This window comes from Mycobacterium colombiense, assembly GCF_001953985.1.
In the GTDB taxonomy this organism is placed as follows: domain Bacteria; phylum Actinomycetota; class Actinomycetes; order Mycobacteriales; family Mycobacteriaceae; genus Mycobacterium; species Mycobacterium colombiense_B.
On sequence record NZ_MBEI01000056.1, the window covers coordinates 143,168 to 168,020 of the forward strand.

Here is a 24,853-nt window from a genome sequence, read left to right on the forward strand (position 1 = left end):
GCGGTCACGTTCGAACCGCTGCGCGGACCGGACGTCCGTCGGCGTCGCGGCTGATAAGCCCTTTGTCCGCAAAGGCGGACAGCCAGCCATCCATCGGCCACCATCCCCAACGCCGACGGAAGATCGCGGCGTTGCGCAATATGTCGTCCAAGTGGTCTACGGGAGGGTCGGTGACCGCGTGGTACTGGTGGAATGCGTGTGCCCCCCAACCCACCGCATCGGAACTCGGCGTGCCGCCGCGCATTGCCCGAAGTCGGTGTCCTCCGCGCCGTAGCCGCGGTACAGCTCACTGAATCCCCCGATTCGCTGCCAAGTGGCGACCTTCACCGCGAAGGACAGCGACCAGAACAGTGCGTAGTCCGTCGTGGAAACGACGGCGCCGTCAGGCGGCGCGGGCCGAGCGCGATGCGGGTGAGGTTTTGACCGCACCTCTGAGACCACGTAACCGTCCGGGCCGGGCGGCGGCAAATAGGTGACGGGCCCATTCAGGATTGCATCCTCGTGTTCGGGTTCGCCTGCGACGCTGTGGTAGCGATCGAGTAACTCTGCGCCGGGAATGCAGTCGACGTCGAGAAACACCAAGAGCTCTGCGGCATTTCGTACCGCCGTGGCCGCGCCCACGTTACGTCCCATCGCCAACGGCAACGGGTGGGAGGCCGGGCAGTCAACCACGGTCGCCGGCGCCCCGAGCCCAGCGATGGTGGCAGCGACGGTGGAGTCACCGAGCGCGACCACAATGTGCATGTCCGGCCGCAGCGTTGCCGAGGCCAGGCCTTCGAGCTGCCGGCGCAGGTGGGCCCCGCGGCCGTGAACAACCGTGATGACGGCGGTGCGCACTATGCACCCAACCTACAGCGACGGGCCGTCGACTCGATCGCTTCGGCGGCGCGGTTGGCGGCCCCGTCCACTTCCCAGCGCCGCCACTGCTGGGGGTCGCTAGCGGCCGCGGCAGTCAGCAGCGCGGGCCACGCACGGGGGCCCGGGACACCTTGGGCGACCACCGCAAGCCGGTGGCGCTCGAGCACCCGGGCCGTGGCACGCTGCTCATCGAAGGGACGGGGTTGCGGGATGACTGTTGCGGGTCGTCTCGCGGCGGCAACATCGGCAATACAGCTCTGACCCCCGTGGGTCACCACTACATCCGCCTCGCGGATTTCACGCCACGGATCGCGTTTCCACGATCCGCCCTTACCGCCGAGCGCCGTCCATGCATGGACCGAATGTGCTGCGGCGCAGTCCTGTAACGACGCTGCGAACGCGTCGCTGGCTCCGCTCAACACGAGTATCCGGCTGTCCTTCAACGGCTTGGCGGGTATCAATGATTTGGACTCGCCGTCGCAGCCGTCGCGGCCCTCGAAACGGCTGATCCCACCGACGTAAGTCGTCTTATCGTCCCACTGCCGCAGCCACGAGGGCACACACAATGCTCGCGGCCAGGCCGCCACGATGTGATCGGCGAGGCGATGCACCAGCAGGTGCGGGGCATCCACCCGGTTGCCGGGCAACGCCATGACGATCACCGGCACTCCAAGCAGCCGGATGAACACCGCAACTTCCACCGACACATCGACGACGACGGCTTCGGGCCGCGCGTCGGATACCCACCTCGCGATCTTTTCCATCCGCGCGCTGTACCCAGCGTCGTGTTGGGGTGCCCAATGCAGCGCGCCATGTGCGGTGGTCTCGCGCGGCTGCGGTCTAGCGTCATCGCGCGGCAGCCTCACGACCGTCGAAAACGGGTGTGGTTCTTGAACATCCAGTGATGTGATGGCCGTCACCGGACGGCGCATCCAGGCGCAGATGCTGATGGCCCGCGCCAGATGTCCGAAACCCTGGTGGTGAATGTAATACCCGATCATCTTGCCTGCCCGCGAAGTCGTCCATCATTTGTTGGTACAAGTCGGTGTAGGCGGTCACCATCGCGTCCGCCGAACAGTGTCGAATAGCGTGTTCACGCACCTTTTTTCGTGACAGCGTCATCGCGACGGGAATGGCGTCCGCCATCGCGGTGACGTCGCCCGCAGCGACGAGCCGCCCCGACGAGGTGCTGATGAGTTCGGGTATACCCCCGAGGTCAAACGCCACCACGGGGGTGCCGCACGACATCGCTTCGGCGACGACGAGGCCGTACGGCTCGTCCCAGCTCGGGGTGACAAGCGCCGCGGCGGCATGACCGACCAAGTGGGCCAGACACTCATGGTCCAGATGGCCGGCATATCGAATGTTGCCGTGTAGGTGGGGTTGGATATGGCTGAGAAAGTACTTGCGATCGGCGATGGGACCTGCGAGTACCAAAGGCCGGCAAGCCTGTTGGGCTGCTGCGATTGCCAAATGGGGCGCCTTTTCTGGGGTGATCCGGCCAAACCACACCAGGGAACGCCCGCCCGGACCGAGGGGCCACTGGCCGGTGTGGATGCCGTTGGGAACCACCGTGATGTCGCCGGTGAGGGTTTCCCACGCCGCCGCAGTGTGTTGGGAAACGGCCGCGAAGCGGGTGCCTTGTCCGGTGGAGGCGCCGATGGCCGACTCGAGCCACGGGGTTGGCGGTGTGTGCACCGTGGTGAGCATCGGGATGGACAAAGCCGAGGCCATCGCCACGGGAAGGTAATGGAGGCTGTGGTTGTGAATGACGTCGAACTCTTGGCTGCCGGGCCCGGCGAGCCACAACATCAACGACAGGTACGCGTGATGATCGGCCATGAAGGCCGCTGGGGGCATTGACACGTCGCGGCGCGCTGCATCGGACAGATCCAGCGGACGTACGTCGAGCGTTCGACATTTCAAGCCGGGATCCGAACCGGCTGCCGCGAACAGCGACACCTGGTATCCGCGGGATGCCAGCGCGCGGGTCAGGTGGCAGACATGTGCCTCGAGCCCCCCGGCGAACGGTTGCCGTATCGGGTAGCGAGTTGACGCGATCAGCGCTACGCGCGGTGGGCCCGTCATCTCAGGACGCTCCAATAGATGGCGCGATGCGCACACGCCAGCTCTCGCCTCTCGCTGAGCCGCGCCGCCCAGCCAGCCCTCGGCGCGGGGCGCCCGGCAGCCCAACGGGCATACGCGTGGTGGATCGCTCGGCAGAGCGACGATTCGTCGAAGCCGTCCTCGCCGAAGCCGAAAGCGCCGCAGGGACGTTGCTGGTGATAGAACCCGCAGCTGGGCGCGACGATGGCGGTTCCGAGATCGTAGCTGGCTTCCAGCCAGCCCGAATGCGTGCCGAACCGGTAGGGCAGCACCGACACCGTCAGCGACGCGAGGTATTCCCACAGTTCGGCGTCCGAGAAATACGGGTGCACTCGGACGTGGACGTGCTCGTGTGAGTCGTAGGCCAGCAGCGCCGCGCCGGCCTCCGGTGCGAACCAGTGGTTGTCGGGATCGAAGATCTCGTCGTGGACATCGACCTGCAGGATCGCGTCGGGCAGCGACGACACGATCGCCGTCAGTGCGTGGACGATGGGCAACGGGTCCATGTTGGCGCGCAGGCTCTTGGCGTGGAGGCCGACGACGAATCGTTCGCCAGGGCTGCGAGGCTTTTCGATCCATTCCTTTTCGAGCACATGGGGATGCGGCAGTACCCGGGCGCGCCGTCCCCAATTCTGCCAAATCAGCTGTGCGGCGCCCGGTGTCAGCGTTATGAGTTCGTCGGCGGCGGAAATCAGGACATCCTGCTGCGCAGTGTGGGCCTCAGGCTCCGGATGGTGCGGATTACGCAAGTCGTGCACCGTATAGACAAGCGGCTTGTCGTGCATCTTGAGCTCATGGACGACTCCGGCCAAAACCTCGGGACCCACGGCGTCGAATCCGAAGTGGATGTGGAACACGTCGAACCGTGAGTGATTGTCGCTGACCCAGCCCGGCTCCAACATCAGCGGCGGCCACCAGCCTCCCGGCACGGTACGGCCGTCCGCTGGAGCCGGATCAGCGAGGCGCACAACACAATCGACGTTCGAATCACTGAGATGGCGAACATAGACGTGTGACGCCGGCACCGAAGCGACGCGCAACAATTCAGGACCCTTTCTGGAAACCGTGGGGCCAGCCGCGCGTCTTGGCGGCACTGTCCCGTCATTCGAGAAGCAGAACCGTTCCTGCGTTCTGAAGAACAGTGCGAAGCTGCAATACCCGCCACCCTGACGGCCAAACTGTGGACTTGCGGCGGAGTTCGCAAAAGCCGGGCCGGACGATCCGTCCCTCCGCGATGGGCGCTGTCTGGACTGCGACCTCAGTCCGACATCGTGGGAGAGGGATTAAATCAAGCGCTTGACTTAAACATGCGCGCAAGGTTGACTGGTCCAATGACCACCGCCGGCCGGACCGTTCGCACCGAGCGGGCCAGTTCTACCCAAGAGGCGATCCTGGTGGCGGCCGAGCGCCTGTACGCCGAGCACGGCATGTTCGCGGTTTCCAACCGGCAGGTCAGCGAGGCCGCCGGCCAGGGCAACAACGCGGCCGTCGGCTACCACTTCGGCACCAAGGCCGACCTGGTTCGGGCGATCGAGCGCAAGCACCGCGGGCCCGTCGAGCAGCTACGCGAGCAGATGGTGACCGAACTGCTCGACACGGGCGGTTCGGGCGACATGCGCAACTGGGTGGCCTGCCTGGTGCGCCCGCTCACCGATCACTTGGACGAGCTCGGAAACCCGACCTGGTACGCGCGTTTCGCGGCCCAGGCCATGACCGACCCCGCCTACTACAACATCATCGTCAAGGGCGCGCTCAGCTCCCGGTCGCTGGTCCAGGTGGTCGAGGGCATCAACCGCTGTCTGCCCGAACTGCCGGCCGAAGTGCACTTCGAGCGCAACATCATGGCCCGAAACCTGTTGATGCACACCTGCGCTGACCGTGAACGCGCGCTTGCCGCAGGCGCGGTAACGTCTCATCGTTCGTGGCGGGCCGCGGCATCCGGGCTCATCGACGCGATCGTGGGCCTGTGGCTGGCGCCCGTGACGGCGTACGAATAAGGACTCACAGATGAAAGTGACTGTCGATCAAAATATTTGCGCTTCGTCGGGGAACTGCGTGATGAATGCGCCCGAAGTGTTCGACCAGCGCGATGACGACGGTGTCGTCGTCCTGCTCAATCCCAATCCAACGCCCGAACAGGCCGAAGGGGCGCGGCGGGCGGCGGCGGCCTGCCCCGCGCTTGCCATCCACATCGAGGAATGACATGTCAGACACATTGACGAGCACCGCGACGGCGCAGACCTCCGATATCCCGGACTACCCGATGGCCAGGGAGCCGCGCTGCCCATTCGCGCCGCCACCAGACGTCATGGCGCTTGCCGAGGCCAGGCCGATGTCCCGGGTGCGGATCTGGGACGGCAGCACGCCGTGGCTCATCACCGGCTATGAGCAAGTGCGCGAACTGTTTTCGGATTCCCGGGTCAGCGTCGACGACCGCCAGCCCGGATTCCCGCACTGGAATGAAGGCATGCTGTCCACGGTGCACAAGCGGCCACGGTCGGTCTTCACCTCCGACGGCGAGGAGCACACCCGATTCCGGCGGATGCTGTCGAAGCCCTTCACGTTCAAGCGTGTCGAAAACCTGCGCCCCACCATCCAGCAGATCACCGACGACCACATCGACGCGATCCTCGCCGGACCCCAGCCCGCCGATATCGTCACCGCGCTGGCGCTGCCGGTGCCGTCGCTGGTGATCAGCCAGCTGCTGGGCGTTCCCTACGAAGACGCCGACATGTTCCAGCACCACGCCAACGTGGGGCTCGCGCGTTACGCCACCGGTGAGGACACCGTCAAAGGCGCGATGAGCCTGAACAAATACCTCGCCCAACTGGTCGAAGCCAAGATGGAGAACCCGGCCGAGGACGCGGTGTCCGACCTCGCCGAGCGGGTGAAGGCCGGCGAGCTCAGCGTGAAGGAGGCCGCGCAGCTGGGCACCGGCCTGCTGATCGCCGGACACGAGACCACCTCCAACATGATCGGGCTCGGCGTGCTCGCCCTGCTGGAAAACCCCGACCAGCTGGCCGTCATCCGCGATGCCGAAGATCCGAAGGTCGTCGCCAGCGCGGTGGAAGAACTCCTGCGTTACCTCAGCATCATCCAGAACGGTCAACGCCGCGTCGCGCTCGAAGACATCCACATCGCCGGTGAGACGATCCGTGCCGGCGAGGGCATCATCATCGATCTGGCCCCGGCCAACTGGGATGCGGATGCGTTCGCCGAACCGGACCGCCTATACCTGCACCGCTCGGGCGCCGACCGCAACGTCGCCTTCGGCTACGGGCGGCATCAGTGCGTGGGACAACAGCTGGCCCGCGCCGAGCTGCAGATCGTCTTCCATACGCTGGCCCGGCGCATTCCCACGCTGCAACTTGCCATTCCGATCGAGGAGGTTCCGTTCAAGGATGACCGACTCGCCTACGGCGTCTACGAACTGCCGGTGACCTGGTAGCCCAGCTCGCTACTTATCAAAAACTGCGGATCCGAATGGAGGGTCAATGATGACGACTCACACAAGCACGCTCTACCCGCCCGGAGGTTATGGCGCTCCGAAGGATCGACGCGGCCACGCCGCGGGCAGCGACGTCGGTCTGCCGCAGGGGACCGTGGTCTTCTCGGCCGACAACCACATCTCGCTGGCGGATGACATCTTCTACCAACGCTTTCCGGACGACCTGAAGGACAAGGCGCCGCGGATCTGGTACGAGGACGGTGCCTATCAGGTCGGCCGCAAGGGACAGTCGTTCCTGCCGGGCGACTTCAGCGCCGTGCTGATGCAGTACGACGACCTGCCCGGGGCCGCGAGCACCAACATCGAGGCCCGGATCCAGGAGCTGCACGACGACGGCGTCGAAAAGGAACTGGCGTTCCCCAACGCGGTCCTGGCGCTGTTCCACTACCCGGACAAGCAGCTTCGCGAGCTCGCCTTCCGCATCTACAACGAATACATCGCCGAGTTGCAGGAACGTTCCAATGGCCGCTTTTACGGCGCGGGCCTGATCAACTGGTGGGACCCGCAGGGCACGCGGAAGACCCTGGACGAACTGAAGTCCTTGGGCCTCAAGACCTTCCTGCTGCCGCTTAACCCCGGCAAGGATGACGACGGCAACATCATCGACTACGGCAGCACCGCAATGAAGCCGGTCTGGGACGAGATCGAGGCCGCCGGTCTTCCGGTGACCCACCACATCGGGGAGACGCCGCCGAAAACCCCTTGTCAGTTCAACAGCGTCGTGGTCGGCATGATGATCAACATCGACGGCTTCCGCGAACAGTTCGCCAAGTACCTCTTCACCGGGATCCTCGACGATCATCCCGGGCTGCGAATCGGCTGGTTCGAAGGTGGGATCGCCTGGGTGCCTTGGGCTTTACAGGACGCCGACCACCTGATGGGCTCGTACCAGCACATGTTCAACCGGACCCTCGAGCACGAACCGCGCTACTACTGGGACACCCACATGAGCGCGTCGTTCATGGTCGACCCGCTGGGCCTGCAGCTGATCGACCAGATCGGGGTGGACAAGGTGATGTGGTCCAGCGACTACCCGCACAACGAGAGCACCTACGGCTATTCCGAGAAATCGCTGAAATCCGTTGTGGACGCCGTGGGCCCGGAGAACGCGGTGAAGATCGTCAGCGACAACGTCACGAAGTTCCTGGGTCTGTAGTGACGACGTTTGCGCAACTGGACACCAACACCGGCAACGGGCTGGTAATCCCGGAAACAGCCGACCTGGCTCGCCTGCGCCGCGAGACGGGCGCCCGGCTGCGTTCGGCGATGGCCGAGCGTGGGGTCGACGCGATGATCCTGCTGGGCAACAACGCGGTGGTCTACGCCACCGGCGCCAGCTGGCCACTCGGCGACGCCGGATTGTCCTACGTGGAACGGCCGGTGGCGGTGGTGCTCGCCGACGACGAATGGCCGCACCTGTTCCTGCCCTTCCGCGAGGGGGCCGCGCAGGAATCGGACTTGCCGGCCGATCACCTGCACGGGCCGGTTTACCTCGAATTCGACGAGGGCGTACAGTATTTCGCCCGTCAGCTGGCCGACCTCATCCCGGCCAAAGCGGTAGTGGCGGTCGACGAGCTCACCGGCGCCATGTCGCGCGCCGCGAAGCTCCTGTTCCCGGGCGGTGCACCCGTCGACGCCGCGGCCGTCGTCAGCGCCGCCAAGTCGGTGAAAACACCGGACGAGTTGTCCTGCATGCGCACCGCGATCCGGATCACCGACGAGGCGATGGTCGAGGTCCAGAAGAGCCTGGCCCCGGGGATCCGTCAAATCGATTTGTCGGCAAGCTTTTTACGCCGAGCCTTCGAGCTGGGCGCCACCGCCAGCATGCTCGAGCCGATCTGGCAGGTGATGCCGCCGAGCAAGGCCGAGGGAGTGTGGACCACACACGGCGATTTGGCGCTGCCGCTGCTGACCACCGAGCGCGAGTTGGCCGAAGGTGATGTGCTGTGGACCGACGTCAGCATCACCTATCAGGGCTACTGCTCCGACTTCGGGCGCACCTGGATCGTCGGGCGGGACCCGTCGCCGCGGCAGCAGGCGCAGTTCGACAAGTGGTTCGAGATCATGAGCGCGGTCCTCGGCGTCGCCAAGGCGGGCGCCACCGCCGCCGATCTGGGCAGGGCCGCCATCAAGGCGAATGGCGGCACCAAGCCGTGGCTGCCGCATTTCTACCTGGGCCACGGCATCGGGGTCAACGCCGCCGAAATGCCGATGATCGGAACCGATCTCGGGCAGGAGTTCGACGAGAACTTCGTCCTGCAAGCCGGGATGGTGCTGGTGCTGGAACCCGTGGTGTGGGAAGACGGCACCGGCGGCTACCGCAGCGAAGAGGTCCTGGTGATTACCGAGGAAGGCTGGATCCGTTTGACCGACTACCCCTATGACCCCTATGGCAACTGAAGTCCTGCCCGACGAGCGCACGCTGCGCTCAGGGCGCCGCCAGCGGGCCCTGGCGCAGATGGCGGCACACGATCTCGACGTCCTGGTCCTCGGCCGCCAGGCCAATGTCCGTTACGTCACCGGGGCGCCGCAGCTGTGGGTGGCCGGCACCCGGCCGTTTGGCCCCACCTGCGTGCTGGTGCGTGAGACCGGCGCCGTGCACCTCCTCAGCACCTGGGACGAGGGCGTTCCCGAGGACATCCCCCACGAGAACCTCTACGGCATCTCGTGGAACCCGATGAACACGATGTCCGCCCTGCAGCGCATCGACGGCGCGGCGACCGCGCGGCGCGTCGGAACCGACGCGCTCTCACCGGTTTTCGCGCAGCTCCTCCCCACGGCGTTTCCCAACGCGCAGCTGGTCGACGGCGAGCTCGCCATGCGTGCCGCGCGCCGCATCAAGACCAACGAGGAAATCGCCGCGCTGCGCCAGTCCGTCACGGTGGCCGAGTCTGCGCTGGCGGCCGCGGTCTCCGAGTTGCGGCCGGGCGTAACCGAACAGGCGCTGGCCGGAGTCTTGCTCGAGGCCTCCGCGGCCGGCGGTGTGAGCACACCGTCGAATCAAGATGTCGCATGGGTGACATCGCGCACGCACCCGTGGCGGCGCGCCCACGGCGACGGCCGTATTCAGGAGGGCGACCTGGTGGCGTTCTCCGCCGGAGTGCTGGCGGGAGGCTATGTCGGCGAAGTGGGCCGGACCTGGCCCGCCGACAACCGGCACGCGCCCGGCGGCGCGGCTACCCTACACGGTCGATGGCAACACCTGTGGGACAAGCTGATTGCCGCCTGTCGGCCCGGTGCGGGCGCGAGCGAACTGCTCGAAGCCTACCGGGCCGCGGACGAATCCGAGCCGCCGATGCCGGTGGCCCGCGGCCTGGGCATGGGATTCGACCCACCCGTCGTCTCCAAGCACCTGCCCACCACCGCGGCCGACGAACGCCTGGAGCCCGGGATGGTGCTGGCCGTGACGGGCTACGTGTGGGAAGAAGGAGTCGGCGCGGTATTCGGGCGAGAAGCGGTCCTGATCACCGCAGACGGCCGCGAAGTGCTTACCGCGAGCCCGTTCTGGCAGCCCTAGCCATGCCCGAGCCCTCGGAGCCGGCGGCCGAAGAGATCATCCGGTACCACAAAGACGCCGCGACGCGGATCGCCACGATCACGTTCGACCGGCCGGACTATCTCAACGCGCCGACGGTCGCCGCGCGCCTGCGCTACGCGGACTTGTTGCACCGGGCCAGCATTGACGACGACGTCAAGGTTCTCGTGATCCGCGGCGCGGGCGACGACCTTGGTTCGGGTGCGGACCTGACCGAGGTCATGCGGATGCGCGACGCGGCGGACCAGAGCCCGCGGCTTGCCGAATACCGCATCGGCGCCGACGAAGTCCGGTACCCGCCGCAGGGTTCGTTCCGCAACGGCGCCACCCTGGGCCAGTGGTACGCCAACCCGAACTCGGGCATCCGCGGCCTGCAGGACTTCAAGAAGATCTCCATCCTGGAGGCCAAGGGCTACTGCTACGGCTGGCACTTCTACCAGGCCGCCGACGCCGATCTGGTCATCTCCAGCGACGACGCGCTGTTCGGGCATCCGTCGTTCCGGTACTACGGCTGGGGTCCCCGGATGTGGTGGTGGGCGCAGACCATGGGCATTCGCAAGTTCCAGGAAATGGTGTTCACCGGAAGGGCTTTCACCGCTGCCGAGATGTATGACTGCAACTTCCTCAACAGTGTGGTGGCGCGGGACGAACTCGAGGCCGAGGTCGAGAGATACGCGTTGGCCTGTGCGAGTAACCGGCCCACCGACACGGTGTTCATGCAGAAGGTCTTCTTCGAGATCATGAAGCAGTTTCAGGGCGAATACCTCGGCAGCATGCTCAGCGGCGTTTTCGAGTCGATGGGCGGCAGCGTCCGCCCGGATGGCGGCGACGAGCTGATACTCGACGACGCGATGAAGCGGGGTCTCGGCGACGCCGTCAAGGGCAACGACGACAAGTTCCCCGCTGAATGGCGGCTGAGCAAGAAGGCGCGCAAGAAGCCGCGTGCCGACAAGGACACCAAAGCGAAGAGAAAGAAATAGTGACGCCACACCGCGTCGAACCGCCACTGGACGGCTATACGGTGATCGACCTGTCCACCGGGATAGCCGGCGCCTACTGCACCAAGCTGCTCGCCGACGGCGGTGCAGACGTCGTGAAAATCGAGTCACCCGAGGGCGATCCGCTGCGCCGGTGGTCGGCATCGGGTGCCACCATCCCGGCAGGCGGTGACGGCGCCCTCTTCAGCTTCCTGGCCGGGGCGAAACACAGCGTCGTCGCCGATCTCGCCGACGACGCCGACGCCGAACTGGTGAACCGGCTGCTCGGGTCCGCGGACGCGGTGGTGTGGTCGGCCGGCTCGAAAGTGGCTGAGCACCCGGGCTTTAGGCCGGACGCCATCCACCGCCGCTACCCGCATCTCACCGTCACCTCGATCACACCGTTCGGGCTGGAAGGTCCCTGGCGCGACCGCGCCGCGACCGAGTTCACCCTGCAGGCGTGGTCGGGAGGGATCGTCGGGCTCGGCCGCGGCGAGCAGCAGCGTGCGCCCGTCTTCGTCGGCGGTCAGGTCGGTGAGTACCTCGCCGGCGTCTATGCCAGCGCGGCCACGCTGACGTCGCGTTGGCGCCGAATCGACGGCGGGGCAGGCGAACTGCTGGACCTGTCGATGCTCGAGACACAGATACTGTGCCTCACCTATTACCCGGTGTCCTACTTCGAAGTGCTCGGACGACCGTGGCGCGACATGCGACGGCCTACCATCCCGGGGGTGGCCCAGGCCAAGGATGGGCTGGTGGATCTCGGCTGCGGGACCGCGCAGCAGTGGTTCGACCTGTGCGCGATGGTAGGCCACCCGGAGTGGATCGATGAGGAATCGCCGCTGTCGATCACCGAGCAGGCCAACATCCACGCCGAGGAGCTCTTCTCCTGGCTGGCGGAGACCCCGGTCGACGAAATCCGGGAACTGGCATCGGCATTCCGCATTCCCAACGCGCCGGTAGCCAACGGCGCCAACGTTACTTCCTTCGATCAGTTCGTGGAGCGCGATTCATTCGCACGCAATCCGCGCGATGGCTTCCAGCAGCCGAGCCACCCGTATCGCATGCAGCCCGCGCAATTGCGCGCGCCGCAGCCGGCGCCGCGGCTGGGCGAGCACACCGAGCACTACCGCGCCGCACCCCTTCCCGCGCGCCCGGCGCCGACCAAGGCCGCGAAAGCGCTGCCGCTCAGGGGCCTTCGCGTGCTGGACATGACGACGTTCTGGGCGGGCCCGTGCTGCACGCATTCGCTGGCGCTGCTCGGGGCCGAGGTCATCCATGTCGAGTCGACCCGCCGTCCCGATGGCACCCGGATGATCGCCGGCATACCGATCACCGAGGAGCAGTGGTGGGAGAAGTCACCGATCTTCGAGGCCCTCAACACCAACAAGAAGGGGCTGACGCTGGACCTGCAGAGTCCGCGCGGCCGGAAGTTGCTGCGTGAGCTCATCGCGACGTGCGACGTGGTGGTGGAGAATTTCACCCCGCGGGTGCTGGATCAGATCGGGCTGGATTTCGCCACGGTGCAATCGATTCGGCCGGACACCGTGATGGTGCGGATGCCCGGGTTCGGCCTCGAAGGCCCGTGGCGGGACAACCCCGCTTTCGCCTACGTCATCGAATCGGCATCCGGCGTGAGTTGGCTTACCGGCTACCCGGATCGAACGCCGTATGACCCGTATTCGATCGGTGACGCATGCGCGGGTGTGCACGCCCTCAACGCGATACTGCTCGCGCTCGAGCACCGGCGCCGCACCGGCGAGGGCGTGTTCGTCGAGGCGGCTATGGTCGATGCCGCCCTGAGCATCGCCGCCGAACAGGTCATCGAGTACACGGCGTACGGGGCGCTGCTGGAGCGGGCGGGTAACCGGGGGCCGACCGCCGCGCCGCAAAACCTCTACCTCAGCGCCGACATCGACGAATTCGGCCGGCTCGACAGCTGGGTCGCCATCGCGGTGGCCACCGACGACCAGTGGGACGGTCTGTGCCGGGCACTCGGATCACCCTCCTGGGCAACCGATCCCACGCTCTCCACCGAATCCGGCCGGCGCACACACCACGATGCCATCGACGAGCAACTCGCGGCCTGGTGCGAGCACCGCAGCCGCGACGAAATCGTCGCAACTCTGTGGGACGCCGGCGTGCCGGTCGCCAAAGTCATGCAGCCGCACCGCCAACCCGAGCTGGAACAGTTGGCATTCCGGGATTTCTTCGAAGAGGTCGATCATCCGGTCAACGGCCCGGCTAGGCTCAGCAGCGTGCCGATGAGGTTCTCAGCGGGGCCCCACAAGTTCCACACCGAGCATGCGCCGCTGCTTGGGCAGCACAACCATGAACTGCTGTCCGGGCTGGGCCTGTCCGACCCGGAGATCGCCGGCCTGGAAGCCGACGGCGTGATCGGCAGCGCGCCGGCCATGCGCGCGAGGAGTTGATCGACGATGGCGATCGATCCCTCGAACATTCTGCTCACCGACCGGGTTGCGGTGGTGACCGGCGGGGGAGCCGGCATCGGGCGCGGCATCGCGGCCGGGATGGCGGCATTCGGTGCCCGGGTGGCGATCTGGGAACGCGACCCGCAAACCTGTGCGCAGGCAGCCGAATCCATCGGCGCCCTGGGCATCGTCACCGATGTCCGAGACGGTGAGCAGGTGGACGCCGCGCTGCAGCGGACCGGCGCCGAACTCGGCACGCCCACGATTCTGGTCAACAATGCCGGCGGCGTCTTCTCCTCGCCGTTGCTGGAGACCAGCGAAAACGGCTGGGACGCACTTTATCGCGCCAACCTGCGCCACGTGCTGCTCTGCAGCCAGCGGATCGCCCGGCAGATGGTGTCCGCGAACCTGCCCGGCAGCATCATCTCGCTCACCTCGATCGAGGGCGTACGGGCCGCACCGGGCTACGCGGTATACGCCGCCGCCAAGGCCGGTGTCATCAACTACACGAAGACCGCGGCGCTGGAACTGGCCCCGCACAACATCCGGGTCAACGCGATAGCGCCGGATATCACGCTCACCGAAGGGCTGGCGAACCTTGGCGGCGACGCCGCGACGGCCGCCATGGGCAACATCGTGCCGCTGGGGCGGCCGGGCCATGTCGACGAAATCGCCAGTGCCGCGGTGTTTCTGGCCTCTGACATGTCGGCCTACCTGACCGGGCAGACGCTGCACGTCGACGGCGGCACCCAGGCGTCCAGCGGCTGGTATCACGACCCGAAGACCGGCGACTACCGGTTGGGGCCGACGAGCTAGTGCGTCCAGCCCTCGGCGGCCTGTTCGTCGAAGGTGCGGTCGATGCGTTCGAACCGGCGCTTGACCGACGCCCGTGCCGCCTCGTGCGGCAGGATGTACAGGCGGTTGGCCAGAATCGCGTCGGCGGTAAGCCGTGCCACGCCATCGACCGACACCGTGTCATCCTGCGTCGGCGGAAGCTGGCCGAAGCCGCTCGTCAGGTCTGGCGCCGCCGCGAGCCCGTCGTCCGCGCCGCGGATTCGTTCCGAGTTCGCGACCAAGCCCGTCTCGATGACCATCGGGCAGAGGACTGAGACGCCGATGCCGTTGTCCCTGACCTCGCGGGCCAGCGTCTCGGCCAGCCCGACGACGCCGTACTTGGCAACGCCGTAGGCCCCGAGGCCGGCGTTGGGCACCAACCCGGCAAAGGAAGCGGTGAACGCGATGTGGCCGCCCCTGCCCTGCTCGATCAACTTCGGCACGAACGCCTCGACGGCGTGGATCGAACCCCATAAGTCGATATCGATGACCCAGCGCCAGTCCTCGTGCGTCATGGCCACGAGCGGACCCGCGACGACGATGCCCGCATTGCTGAACACGACATCGACCTGACCCAGCAGCCGGAAGGATTCATCCGCGAGGTGAACCATTTGATCGAGATGCCGCACGTCACACGTCACCCCGTGCGCGTCGAATCCCTCGGCCTTCAAGTGCGCCACGGCTCGTTCCAACGCGGCCTCATCGACGTCGGCCAGCACCAGGCGGGCCCCGCGGCGGGCGAATTCGGTGGCGGTGGCCAGACCGATGCCGCTCGCGCCGCCGGTGATGACCGCCCCGCGTCCCTCGAAACCGTCCATGGATTCCGAGAGTATTACTCGCGCTGGAAGCGGTGTGAGAGACATCATGTAGATAGCGCCCTAACTATTAGGGCACCATACAAAATATGGCGGCTCCGACTGCGCGCGAGATTGATCCGCTGGCGCTCGAACACCAGGTGTGCTTCGCGCTGGCGACGACCAACCGGGCGGTCCTGGCGGTGTATCGGCCCCTGCTGGAGCCGCTCGGCCTGACCCATCCGCAATACCTGGTGATGCTGGCGCTGTGGGATCATCGCAAGGAGCCCGGGGCGGACGAGTTCCCGTTGTCGGTCAAGCAGATCGCGGCCGCGTTGCAGTTGGATTCCGCCACACTGTCACCCATGCTCAAGCGCCTGGAGGCGCAGGGGCTGATCATCCGCGCCAAAAACGCGGCCGACGAGCGCACTACCGATGTGATGCTGACGCAGCGCGGAATCGCCTTGCGGGAGCGAGCGCTTGAGGTTCCGCCCGCCGTGGTGGCACGCCTGGGTGTTGAGCTGCCCGAACTCGAGAACCTGCATCGGGTGCTCACCCGTATCAACGCCGCCGCCGTGGCGGCGGGCGCATTGCAATCCTGACACTCTGAGGAGCCAACATGACCGACGCGAAACCCAATCTGTGGCAGCGGATCGGCTATTCCTACGGCCGGCGACTGCCCGACTCGATGCGCACCTGGGTGGCGCGCGATCTGGCCGGTGAGGGAGCCGTCCGCCGGCACATGATCAGGTGGGCCATACCGCCCCTGCTGGTCCTCGCTCCGTTCTGGCTCCTGCCCGCCTCGCTCTACGTGCACACCGAGATGACCGCGCCGCTCTACATCTGGGCGCTGCTGATAACCCTTGCCCTGAACAAGGTCTGGCGCCGCCACCGGCTGGCGGTCCATGGGCTGGACCCGAAGCTGATCGACGTGATCGCCCGCCGGAAACAGGCACGGATGCACGAGGACTACATCGCCCGCTACGGGCCGCGACCCGAATCGGCCGAATGGCAGTCCAACAGCAGCCCCTTCTAGCGGCTACTTCAGGCAGCTACCGGCGTCGATGGGGAGCGTCACACCGGTGATGTAGCGGGCTTCGTCCGAGGCGAAGAACAGCACCGCATTGCTGATGTCGATCGGCTCAACCCAGGGAATCGGCAGCGTGTGGAACAACTGGCAGATCGGCGCCATGTCGTCCGGGCCCGGGTTTTCCAGGTCCGGGCGGAACATCTTGAACGTGCCCTCGTTGTGCAGCATGGGCGTCTTGACGTGGGTCGGGTGCACAGAGTTGACGCGAATCATGTGCTGTCCCAGCTCAACTCCGAAGGCGCGCATCAGCCCGACGACGCCGTGCTTGGCCGCGACATAGTGGCCGGTGTGCGGGTAGGCCTTGAGCCCGCCCACGGAGCTGGTGAGGATGATCGAACCGCCGTTGCCGCCCGCGATCAGGTGCGGCACACCGGCTTTCACCGTCTTCCACACACCGGCCAAGTTGATGTCGATCATCTCGGTCCAGTCTTCTTCACTGGTCTTGTCCAAAGTCTCGCCGCCGTTGCCGATTCCGGCGTTGGCAACGATGATGTCGAGCCGGCCGAGCTGCTCGACGCCGGTGTCCACCGCCGCCTTGAGGGCGGCGAAGTCGCGCACATCGACCTCGGCCGTGAAGATCCTGCGGTTGTGCCCCTTGACCAGGTCGGCCGTCTCGGCGAGGTCTTCGGGCGTCGACGCCGGGATCGCGGTGTCCAGCACGCCCTCGCGGATGGGCTTACAGATGTCGACGGCGATGATGTCGGCGCCCTCCTGGGCCAACCGCACCGCATGGCTGCGGCCCTGACCGCGTGCCGCTCCGGTGACGAAAGCGACTTTGCCCTCAACACGTCCAGTCATGGCTACCTCAACTCCTGACTTCCGATCGGCACGCCTCAGCGGGCAACAAACGCGTTCTACAAGACCGCGGGTCTTGCCGCCCTAGAACTCTGTCATTCGGCCGTCACGGGTGTCAATGACGGATCCGTTTCGGCTATCTCTGGTTCTAGATATTAGAGAATCTCATTCTCACCGGCAAACGGCATGCGCTATTTGCTCATCGAGAGACGACGGGAGCGCGGGGCGTATTACGCGACGAATCCGCGTGAGCAGAAGTCCCATACCTCTTCGGCGGTGATGGGGTGCATCGTCGCGTCGTCGGGCCCGCCGCTGGATTGCGCGATGAACATGACCGTCTGCATGGTCATGGCGGCCACCCGCTTGGGATTGATGGTGGTGCGCAATTTGCCGGCGTCGTGGGCCGCGTCCATCAGCTCCGTCAGCAACGCGAGTAGCGGTGCATGAGCGACCTTGACCTCGGCGGGGTGTGTCACCAGCAACCGTGGAGCAAAGTCGGTGAACAGCGGACGCTTGGCCGTGGGGTCCGGGCGGGACGCCTCGTAGAGGAGCTGGACGGCGACCTGCAGCCGCTCCAGTGGATCGGCTTGGCTCTCCGTGGCGGCGCGGATCTGGTCGGCCGACCGGCTCAGGGCGTCCTCGAAGAGCGCCAGCAGCAATTCGTGCTTGCCGTCGAATTGCAGATAGAAGCTGCGCAGCGACTGACGGGAGCGGTCCACGACCTCCTGCACGGTAAAGTCCGTGCTGCCCTTTTCGATGATGATGGCCTGGGCCGCATCGAGGAAGCGCTGAACACGCTGCGCCGCGCGCAATTTCGCAGTCTTGATGGACCGCTCGACGGCACGCTGCTTCCAGGCCGGCTCTTCGCTGGGATTGGTCACGGCCGGCTCAGCCGATTGCCGCGAGGGGAGAACATGGTTGGACTCTACCGGAGAACGCCGTGACATCGCTGCGCTCGACCCCCTCACGGATCACGTGTCGGAGATTGTAACTTTCTTACCACGAGAATACTATTCTCTTAGACGTGTGTATGGAAGCGTAATCGTAAGAGCGAACCCCGTCGTCGGCGGAAACCCGAATCTACCGACGCTGCGGTGCGCTCAGAACCATCCCGGGAAGTGCTGTGCAGCTGACGTTTGACGCCGACGTGGAGGCGTTCCGAGCCGAATTCGTGGCTTTCCTCGACGCACATCTGCCTCCCGAGGCCGAGGCGCTGGTGCGGCCGCAGTCCAGTTCGGACATCCCGGAGTGGGCCCGCCGCTGGCAACGACTGCTGTTCGACAGCGGATGGCTACAGCCCGGCAACCCGCCGGAGTTCGGCGGGCGCAACGCCACGCTGCTGCAGCAATACGTGTACCAGGAAGAGCTGTCCCGCCGTCGCATCTATCAGAGTTTCAATCCGCAGGGAGTGGGCATCATCGCCGCGTCCTTGCTGTCGTTCGGGACACCCGAGCAGAAGCAGCGGTGGGCGGTGCCGATCCTGCGCGCGGAGATCACCGCGTCGCTGGGGATGAGCGAACCCGGCGCGGGCTCGGATCTCGCGTCGCTGAAGACGCGCGCTGTGCGCTCGTCTGATTCAGAAGGCGACCACTTCGTCGTCAACGGCCAGAAGGTGTGGACCTCGGGCGCCCATCACGCCGATGTGTTGCTGACATTCGTGCGCACCGACCCGGACGCGCCAAAACACAAGGGCATCAGCGCTTTACTGATTCCGACCGACACCCCCGGTGTGGTCCGTCGCTCCTTCGCCTCGGTGGGCGACATCGAAGATGTCGACTTCAACGAGGTGTTCTTCACCGATGCGCGGGTGCCGGCTGAGAACTTGGTGGGGGAGCTCAACGCCGGCTGGCGCGTCGCGACCGGTTCGCTCGGCCACGAACGCGCGATGCTGTGGCTGGATTACGCAAACATGTTGCACGCGTTGACCGTCGAGTCCAGCCCCGCAGGGTCCGTGCAGCGGGATCACTACGCGACGCTGGTGATGGATTTCTACGCGATGCGGCTGCTGGGTTCGGCGACGCTGGCCAAAGCCGCGCGCGGCGAGGAGGACGTGCCCGCCCAGTCGGTGCTCAAGCTGCTCGGCTCGGAGGCGATGCAACGTGCCAGCGAGGACGCCCTCAACGCCAAGGACGGCGACGGGCTGGCACTGCGTGCGGTCACGGCCCCGTTCGCGCCGCTCAACCTGGACAGCCACTACGGCAGCTGGTTCGACCGGTACACCCGCACCTTCGCCGCGACCATCGCCGGCGGTACGTCGGAAATTCAGCGCAACATCATCGCCGAACGCGTGCTCGGGCTGCCGCGCAATTGAGCTGCGCGTCAGTGGTTCCGGGCGTCCAGCTGGGCGTAGTAGGCGATGGCGACCAGTCCCGCCACTATCGCGATTGCCCCTAAAACCATGCCGGCCACGGCAGTTCGGGGGTTGTTCGCCTCCCCGCGCCCGACCCGTCGCCGGGCGATGTCACCCGTCACCACCGCCGCGATGCCGAAGGGCACCCCGAGCAGCAACCAGCAGGTGAGGAGTCCCACCAGGCCCAGCAGCACCGAGGCGACGCCGAACTGGTTTTGTGGTGCGTCGGGGTGACTCATTGGGTCCCAACCTCCTCGGGCTGACGGCCGGCGCCGGTTGGCCGCCGCGCCCAGTCTGCTCCGAGCTGCGTTCGCGGGACAAGAAACGGGGCGTACCGCGCCTGACGCCCGGGTGGTACCGCCCGGGACGCGTCCGTTACAGCTGCGCGAGCCGCGGCGCAGATCCGGCCGCCACCACCGCTTTTCCGGCGGCACGCGTCAGTTCGCGAGAGCTGCCCAGTAGTCCGTCGAGAATCAGCGACCGCTTGATGTGGTGGTGCAGCGGATGCTCGGCGGTGAAGCCGATTCCGCCCAGCACCTGCTGGCAGTGGCGTGCGGCGGTCAGCGCGGCCTGGCCGGCCGCGGCCTTGGCCAACAGGGAAGCCAGTCCCTGCGGGTCGTCGCACTCCGTGGCGGCCTGCAGTGTGGCCTCGGCACCCTCGATCGCGACGAGTGTCTCGGCCAGCCGGTGCCGGATCGCCTGGAACGAGCTGATGTGCCGGCCGAACTGAACGCGGTCCACGGCGTGTTGACGGGCCAGTGACAGCATGGCGCGGCTGGTGCCGACCAGCCACCAACCCAGCGCTCGCCAACCCGCTTGCAGGGCGGCTGACGGCAAGGGATTGTCCTGCGGCACAGGGTGTATCGGCAGCAGCTCGTCGATCGCCGAGCCGGGGTGGTCGCGGCGTTCCCACAGCACCCAGGAGCCGCCGGCGAACGGCAGCGGCAGGGTGCCCCCCGGGGCGTCGCCCGCCGCGCGCAGCACCACGTCGTTGAGCACGGGGGCGTGCGCGCCGGTCTCACCGAGCAGCTTGAACACCAGAGGGATTGCGAGGTCTGGCATTTCGTCGAGCATGTCGCGCCAGCCGAGGTCCGTCAGCGCCGCGTCAAGCTTGGCTCCCGAGGCGGCGCTCATCGTCGTCCGCAACGAGTCCGCCAGCAGGCGCAGCGATTCGGGGTCTGACTCGGTGTCTGCCGAAGGGGCCACTGTTCACTCCTTCCCGAGGTCGAGCAGCCGGCGGGCGATGATATTGCGCTGGATCTCGGCGGTGCCGCCGTAGATCGTTGCCGCGCGCGAGTACAGGTATTCCGAACGCCACGGCGTGTCGTCGAGCTCGAGCGTCCCCGCCAACACATCGCGGACGGTGTCGTAGAGCCGCTGCTCGGCGGAGGCCAGGAGCACCTTGTCGATGGAGGTGTCCGGTCCCAGTCGGGCGCCGTCGCGCATGCGGTGCTGAGTGGCACGCGACCGGCAGCGCAACGTGTGCAGCGCCAGATAGGCTCCGCCGAGCGCGGATTCGTCGGGCTCGCCGGTTGCGGACGCCGCGGTGATCAGGTCGTCGAAACGCGAATAGAGGTAGGCGATGCGCTGCCAGAAACAGGCGGAACGCTCAAAGGGCAGTAGGTCCATGGCCAGTCGCCAGCCGTCGCCGGGCTTGCCCAGCATCCGGCTGGCCGGGATCACCACGTCGTCGTAGTACACCTCGCAGAATTCGTCGACACCGTGCATCGTCCGCAGCGGACGGACGGTGATGCCCGGAGTATCGAGGTCGACGAAGAACGCGGTGATTCCGTCGTGCCCGGGCGCGGTGCGGGTCAGCAGCACGCACCGGGTGGAAAACTGCGCGAAGCTGGTCCAGACCTTTTGGCCGTTGACGATCCAATTGTCGCCGTCCTGGACGGCGCGGGTGGTCAGCGATGCCAGGTCGCTGCCGGACCCCGGCTCGGAAAAGCCTTGGCACCACTGCTCTTCGCCGCTGAGCAGGCGCGGCACCATCTCCTTGGCGAGCTCCGCCGGCGCGTAGTCGATCATCGTGGGCGCGAGCACCTCGAGCATCGAGTAGGGGCCGGGTTCGGCCAGTCGGCGGCCCACCACTTCCTCGCCGACGATCGCGCGCAGCACCGCGGGACCGCCCAACCCACCGACCTCGACCGGCCAGCCGAACCGCATCCAATCGGCGTCGTAGAGCGCACGGCTGACCCGGGCGAACTGCCGCATGTGCCCCTGCAGCGAGTGGTCGGGCTCGGGGGTCAGATCGTTGTCGTCGAGCCACGCGCGCAGGTCGGCCCGGAACTGCTCGACATTCACTTCGATTGGTCGGCTCCTTAAGTCGTTGTCTGGGCCGCAGAGTCACCGGCGGGACGCCCGATGGCGTGCGGGCGTCCGGAGTCGTGCACGCCGCTGCGGCGGATGAAGGTCATGGCGCGGGTCTTCAACCGCCACCCGTCGGCGGTCCGCAGATAGGTGTCGCGGTAGTAGCCGATCCTCATGTCGTGAGTGGCGTGATCGATGAAGCACAGCGGTTGGGTGCCGGTGGCCGCGTCCCCGTCCAGGTCGACCACCGCGGTTCCGGTGAGGAACAAGCCCTTTGGGGCCGCGGCCACCAATTCCGGGAACCGGCTCAGGCTATAGGTTTCACCGAAAGCGCTGTAGGTGCCGTCGGGAGTGAACACGGCGACGAGTCCCTCGATGTCCCCCTGAGTGATCGTGACCGCGTAGCGGCCGAGCAGCTGCTGAATCTCGACCAGGTCGTCAGTTCTGGTTGGCTGATTTGTCGACATAGACCTTGCCGCCTTTCATCACGAAGCTGACGTTCCGGGTAACGGTGATGTCTTCCAACGGGTTTCCTGGCACCGCGATGATATCGGCGAGCTGGCCCGTCGCGAGGCGCCCCCGGTCGGTGACATTGATGAGCTCGGCCGCGGTCGTGGTGGCGGCCCGCAGCACCGCCAGCGGCGGCATGCCCCATTCCACCAGCGTGACGAGCTCGTCGGCGTTTTTGCCGTGCGGGATGGCCGGGGCATCGGTGCCGACCGCGATCTTCACCCCGGCCTCGTAGGCGGCCTTGATCGAAGTTTCGGCCTTGGGGAACATCTCGGCCGCCTTGTCCTGCAATGCTTTCGGGGCGCGAGACACGTCCATCGCCTGGGCAAGCCTGCGGGTGGTCACCAGGAACCTGTCGTTGTCGACCAGCATCTGGATGGCCTCGTCGTCCATCAGGAACCCGTGCTCGATGCAGTCGATACCGCACGCGACCGCGTGCTTGACCGCTTCCGCTCCATGGGTGTGCGCGGCGACGCGTAGCCCACGCCGGTGCGCCTCGTCGACGATCGCCCGCAGTTCCTCGTCCGAATAATGTTGTGCACCAGCCTCACCGGTCAGTGACATCACGCCGCCGGAAACGCACACCTTGATCAATTGGGCGCCGTGCTTGATCTGGTAGCGCACCGCCTTGCGGATCTCGTCGACCCCGTTGGCGATGCCCTCTTCGACCGTGAGCTCGAGCGCGCCCGGCATGAACGCGGCGAACATCGTCGGGTCCAGATGCCCGCCGGTGGGTGTGATCGCGTGGCCGGCCGGGACGATTCGCGGCCCTTCGACCCACCCTGCGTCAATGGCCTTGCCCAGCGCCACATCGAGCAGGTAGCCACCGGTCTTGACGAACAAGCCCAGGTTGCGCACGGTGGTGAAACCGGCGCGCAGCGTGCGTCGGGCGTTGCCGATTGCGCGCAGCACCCGCGTTGGCGGGTCGTCCTGTACTTGGGACAGCCCCGGCGTCTCGCCGCGCCCGCCCATCAGGAGGTTGACCTCCATGTCCATCAGGCCCGGCAACAGAATCTGGTCGCCGAGATCGATGATTTCGCCTTCGGGCTCGCCGCCGGCGCCGACGATCCGATCGTCCTCGATCTTCAGGATGCCGGGCCGAACGATCTCGCCGCTGTCAACGTCGAGCAGCCCTGCGGCCTTGAGCGTCAGCACCGGCTAGATCACCGGTTCCCGGAGTACTTCAACCCACGCGGCGCCGCTGTCCGGGACGCGCGGTTGTTTCCACGCCTCGATGGGGAATGAAATCATGACCAGTGACTGCATCATGTGCATCAATGTCTTTGCGTCATCGGGCAAGTCGTCCAAAGGGAACTTGTCGCAGTAGGCGATGACGTCGTTCAGCAACGGGAACGCGACGTCGTAGAACTCCTGCATCTCGGCCATCGTCGAGGCCAGTCGCTTGGCGTAGCGCTCGGGCTCGGTGGCCAGGTCCCAATCGACAAAGGGCTCGAGGGCGGCGAATTCAGACGGTAGCGCCATTGCGCTGGTACTCCTTCACGTAGTCACTGGTCGTCTTGTGCAGGTGGCGGATCAAGACTTCCTGGTCGCACAGCAGGAACTCCTTGACGGCCCGGGTGCCGATCATGGTCTGCGTCGCTTCCAGGGTGTTGGCGTCCTGCAGCGCGTACTCCTTGAACGTCACGGCGGCCAGCTCCTGGGCCAGACGCTCGCGCGCATTGCGCGGCGGCACGAAATACAGCGAGGACTCGAAGATGTGCTTGTCCACCGCGGTCGGCCAGTAGTGGTAGGTCAGGTACCAGCCCGGCTCCCAGATCAGCAGCATGAAGTTCGGGTAGAAGAGCCACGAGTCGATGCCCCACTGCGGCACCCGCTTCACGTTGACACCCGGTGGCAGCTCGAGGTTTTCGATGATCTCCGGCTTGTCCCACGGACCGAACAGACCGCTGCGCAGCACCTGGTCCATCGGCTTCACCATGCTCATGTCCACCGGCGGCGCCTGGCCACCCCAGGTCGATTGCAGGTTGTGCGGTCCGGCCAGTTCGTAGTGCAGTGCCTCGTAGCCGAACTTCTGGATCTTGGCGGCTTCTTCCTTGGTGTACTGCCCCTGGTGCAGGATCGGCGCGTGGTAGAACTCGACGAACGCGTCGATGAACAACTTCCAGTTGCTGCCGACTTCGGCCCGGTAGGAGTAGGTCTCCGTCATCTCGCCGAAGGGGTAGCCCTCGATGCTCTTGGCCAGCGGCCCGAGGTAGTCGATCAGCGGCGCTGCGTTGTCGTCGAAGTTGATGAAGATGAAGCCTTCCCATACCTCGCAGCGGACGGCTGCCAGGCCGTAGTCGCTCTTGTCGACGTTGAAGAACTCCTCCGGCTGCTGGATGAAGGTCAGCTCACCGTCGAGGCTGTAGCGCCAGGCGTGGTACTTGCAGGTGAACTGCCGGCAGGTGCCGGAGGTCTCCTCGTTGGGAAAGTCGTTCCACACCAACTTGTTTCCGCGGTGCCGGCAGACGTTGTGGTACGCCTTGACGGTCCCGTCCTTGGTCTTGGTGATGATTACCGACGTGCCCTTGCCGGCCGACGGCAGTTCCCTGGTGAAGTAGCTGCCGGTGCGGGGGAGTCGCTCGACCCGGCCGACGTTGAGCCAGGTCTTCTTGAAGACGGCTTCGCGCTCGGCCTCGAAGAACGCCGGGTCGATGGAGTCGGTGTAGTCGACCGGCGCGGTCCCCAGGTCGGGGTAGTTTTCTGTCCAGCTGCCGGCGGCTGGCTTGGGGAAGTGCGGCAACGTTCTTA

Annotated in this window: 24 protein-coding genes and 3 pseudogenes; 13 read left to right on the plus strand and 14 right to left on the minus strand. The window is 66.2% G+C overall.

Annotation, left to right across the window (positions count from 1 at the left end):
* Nucleotides 1–4 precede the first annotated feature (4 nt).
* The 4 genes and pseudogenes from A5732_RS16330 to A5732_RS16345 all read right to left on the minus strand — a co-directional run bounded on the left by A5732_RS16330 (nt 5) and on the right by A5732_RS16345 (nt 3,989).
* Nucleotides 5–837: pseudogene (locus A5732_RS16330) on the minus strand (glycosyltransferase family 2 protein).
* Nucleotides 837–1,724, minus strand: coding sequence for a glycosyltransferase (locus A5732_RS16335; protein ID WP_076102769.1), 888 nt, complete (start codon nt 1,722–1,724; stop codon nt 837–839). Before A5732_RS16335 ends, A5732_RS16330 begins: the two are co-directional and overlap by 1 nt.
* Nucleotides 1,705–2,946, minus strand: coding sequence for a glycosyltransferase family 4 protein (locus A5732_RS16340; RefSeq protein WP_076102770.1), 1,242 nt, complete (start codon nt 2,944–2,946; stop codon nt 1,705–1,707). The genes A5732_RS16335 and A5732_RS16340 overlap by 20 nt, the downstream gene beginning before the upstream one ends.
* A complete protein-coding gene (locus A5732_RS16345; protein WP_081396047.1) occupies nt 2,943–3,989 on the minus strand; it encodes a glycosyltransferase in 1,047 nt (348 codons plus the stop codon). Before A5732_RS16345 ends, A5732_RS16340 begins: the two co-directional genes overlap by 4 nt.
* Before the next feature lie 306 nt (nt 3,990–4,295).
* Here A5732_RS16345 and A5732_RS16350 point away from each other — a divergent pair, with 306 nt between their 5' ends.
* The 9 genes from A5732_RS16350 to A5732_RS16390 all read left to right on the plus strand — a co-directional run bounded on the left by A5732_RS16350 (nt 4,296) and on the right by A5732_RS16390 (nt 14,232).
* Nucleotides 4,296–4,961: a TetR/AcrR family transcriptional regulator gene (locus A5732_RS16350; RefSeq protein WP_076102772.1), complete on the plus strand. Its 666-nt coding sequence runs from the start codon at nt 4,296–4,298 to the stop codon at nt 4,959–4,961.
* A 10-nt stretch (nt 4,962–4,971) separates the two neighbouring features.
* Nucleotides 4,972–5,166 carry a ferredoxin gene (locus A5732_RS16355; RefSeq protein ID WP_065056056.1) on the plus strand — a complete coding sequence of 65 codons (195 nt, stop codon included), beginning with the start codon at nt 4,972–4,974 and terminating at the stop codon, nt 5,164–5,166.
* A 1-nt stretch (nt 5,167) separates the two neighbouring features.
* Complete coding sequence (locus A5732_RS16360; protein WP_076102773.1) at nt 5,168–6,412, plus strand: cytochrome P450; 1,245 nt, start codon at nt 5,168–5,170, stop codon at nt 6,410–6,412.
* A gap of 154 nt (nt 6,413–6,566) precedes the next feature.
* The gene (locus A5732_RS16365; RefSeq protein ID WP_171975041.1) at nt 6,567–7,628 is read left to right on the plus strand and encodes an amidohydrolase family protein; all 1,062 of its coding nucleotides are present in this window, start codon (nt 6,567–6,569) and stop codon (nt 7,626–7,628) included.
* Entirely contained in the window at nt 7,628–8,872 is a 1,245-nt protein-coding gene (locus A5732_RS16370) for a M24 family metallopeptidase (RefSeq protein WP_076054793.1), read from the plus strand. Before A5732_RS16365 ends, A5732_RS16370 begins: the two co-directional genes overlap by 1 nt.
* Nucleotides 8,862–9,989, plus strand: coding sequence for a M24 family metallopeptidase (locus A5732_RS16375; RefSeq protein ID WP_076102774.1), 1,128 nt, complete (start codon nt 8,862–8,864; stop codon nt 9,987–9,989). The genes A5732_RS16370 and A5732_RS16375 overlap by 11 nt, the downstream gene beginning before the upstream one ends.
* A gap of 2 nt (nt 9,990–9,991) precedes the next feature.
* Nucleotides 9,992–10,987, plus strand: a complete 996-nt coding sequence (locus A5732_RS16380) for an enoyl-CoA hydratase/isomerase family protein (protein WP_076102775.1) — start codon at nt 9,992–9,994, stop codon at nt 10,985–10,987.
* On the plus strand, nt 10,987–13,416 hold the full coding sequence (locus A5732_RS16385; protein WP_076102776.1) for a CaiB/BaiF CoA-transferase family protein: 2,430 nt from the start codon (nt 10,987–10,989) through the stop codon (nt 13,414–13,416). Before A5732_RS16380 ends, A5732_RS16385 begins: the two co-directional genes overlap by 1 nt.
* A gap of 6 nt (nt 13,417–13,422) precedes the next feature.
* A complete protein-coding gene (locus A5732_RS16390; protein ID WP_076102777.1) occupies nt 13,423–14,232 on the plus strand; it encodes an SDR family NAD(P)-dependent oxidoreductase in 810 nt (269 codons plus the stop codon).
* Here the strand turns inward: A5732_RS16390 and A5732_RS16395 are convergent.
* Entirely contained in the window at nt 14,229–15,068 is an 840-nt protein-coding gene (locus A5732_RS16395) for an SDR family NAD(P)-dependent oxidoreductase (protein WP_076102778.1), read from the minus strand. The two genes, A5732_RS16390 and A5732_RS16395, sit on opposite strands and share 4 nt — an antisense overlap.
* Before the next feature lie 86 nt (nt 15,069–15,154).
* On the opposite strand from A5732_RS16395, the gene A5732_RS16400 reads away from it, so the two are divergent.
* Both A5732_RS16400 and A5732_RS16405 read left to right on the plus strand, forming a co-directional pair.
* Nucleotides 15,155–15,646 (plus strand): MarR family winged helix-turn-helix transcriptional regulator, encoded by a 492-nt coding sequence (locus tag A5732_RS16400; RefSeq protein ID WP_076102779.1) that lies wholly within the window; start codon nt 15,155–15,157, stop codon nt 15,644–15,646.
* Nucleotides 15,647–15,663: 17 nt separating this feature from the next.
* Nucleotides 15,664–16,080: a DUF5313 domain-containing protein gene (locus tag A5732_RS16405; protein ID WP_064951228.1), complete on the plus strand. Its 417-nt coding sequence runs from the start codon at nt 15,664–15,666 to the stop codon at nt 16,078–16,080.
* Nucleotides 16,081–16,083: 3 nt separating this feature from the next.
* Here the strand turns inward: A5732_RS16405 and A5732_RS16410 are convergent, their stop codons facing one another.
* Both A5732_RS16410 and A5732_RS16415 read right to left on the minus strand, forming a co-directional pair.
* Nucleotides 16,084–16,932 carry a mycofactocin-coupled SDR family oxidoreductase gene (locus tag A5732_RS16410; RefSeq protein ID WP_065056048.1) on the minus strand — a complete coding sequence of 283 codons (849 nt, stop codon included), beginning with the start codon at nt 16,930–16,932 and terminating at the stop codon, nt 16,084–16,086.
* A 227-nt stretch (nt 16,933–17,159) separates the two neighbouring features.
* Nucleotides 17,160–17,810: a TetR/AcrR family transcriptional regulator gene (locus A5732_RS16415; protein ID WP_064951226.1), complete on the minus strand. Its 651-nt coding sequence runs from the start codon at nt 17,808–17,810 to the stop codon at nt 17,160–17,162.
* Nucleotides 17,811–18,100: 290 nt separating this feature from the next.
* Here A5732_RS16415 and A5732_RS27845 point away from each other — a divergent pair.
* Nucleotides 18,101–18,670, plus strand: a pseudogene (locus A5732_RS27845) (acyl-CoA dehydrogenase family protein); the annotation flags it as partial.
* 156 nt (nt 18,671–18,826) lie between these two features.
* A pseudogene (locus A5732_RS27850) lies at nt 18,827–19,240 on the plus strand (acyl-CoA dehydrogenase family protein); the annotation flags it as partial.
* An 8-nt stretch (nt 19,241–19,248) separates the two neighbouring features.
* Here A5732_RS27850 and A5732_RS16425 read toward each other — a convergent pair.
* The 7 genes from A5732_RS16425 to A5732_RS16455 all read right to left on the minus strand — a co-directional run bounded on the left by A5732_RS16425 (nt 19,249) and on the right by A5732_RS16455 (nt 24,845).
* The gene (locus A5732_RS16425; protein WP_076054778.1) at nt 19,249–19,518 is read right to left on the minus strand and encodes a DUF4190 domain-containing protein; all 270 of its coding nucleotides are present in this window, start codon (nt 19,516–19,518) and stop codon (nt 19,249–19,251) included.
* Between the two features lie 136 nt (nt 19,519–19,654).
* A complete protein-coding gene (locus A5732_RS16430; protein WP_076102781.1) occupies nt 19,655–20,485 on the minus strand; it encodes an acyl-CoA dehydrogenase family protein in 831 nt (276 codons plus the stop codon).
* Between the two features lie 3 nt (nt 20,486–20,488).
* On the minus strand, nt 20,489–21,586 hold the full coding sequence (locus A5732_RS16435) for an acyl-CoA dehydrogenase family protein (RefSeq protein WP_076102782.1): 1,098 nt from the start codon (nt 21,584–21,586) through the stop codon (nt 20,489–20,491).
* Between the two features lie 17 nt (nt 21,587–21,603).
* The gene (locus tag A5732_RS16440) at nt 21,604–22,059 is read right to left on the minus strand and encodes a nuclear transport factor 2 family protein (RefSeq protein WP_075236183.1); all 456 of its coding nucleotides are present in this window, start codon (nt 22,057–22,059) and stop codon (nt 21,604–21,606) included.
* Entirely contained in the window at nt 22,031–23,257 is a 1,227-nt protein-coding gene (locus tag A5732_RS16445) for a metal-dependent hydrolase family protein (protein WP_076102783.1), read from the minus strand. Before A5732_RS16445 ends, A5732_RS16440 begins: the two co-directional genes overlap by 29 nt.
* Before the next feature lie 3 nt (nt 23,258–23,260).
* On the minus strand, nt 23,261–23,584 hold the full coding sequence (locus A5732_RS16450; RefSeq protein ID WP_076054771.1) for a hypothetical protein: 324 nt from the start codon (nt 23,582–23,584) through the stop codon (nt 23,261–23,263).
* Entirely contained in the window at nt 23,568–24,845 is a 1,278-nt protein-coding gene (locus A5732_RS16455; RefSeq protein ID WP_064951219.1) for an aromatic ring-hydroxylating oxygenase subunit alpha, read from the minus strand. Before A5732_RS16455 ends, A5732_RS16450 begins: the two co-directional genes overlap by 17 nt.
* Between the last annotated feature and the right edge of the window lie 8 nt (nt 24,846–24,853).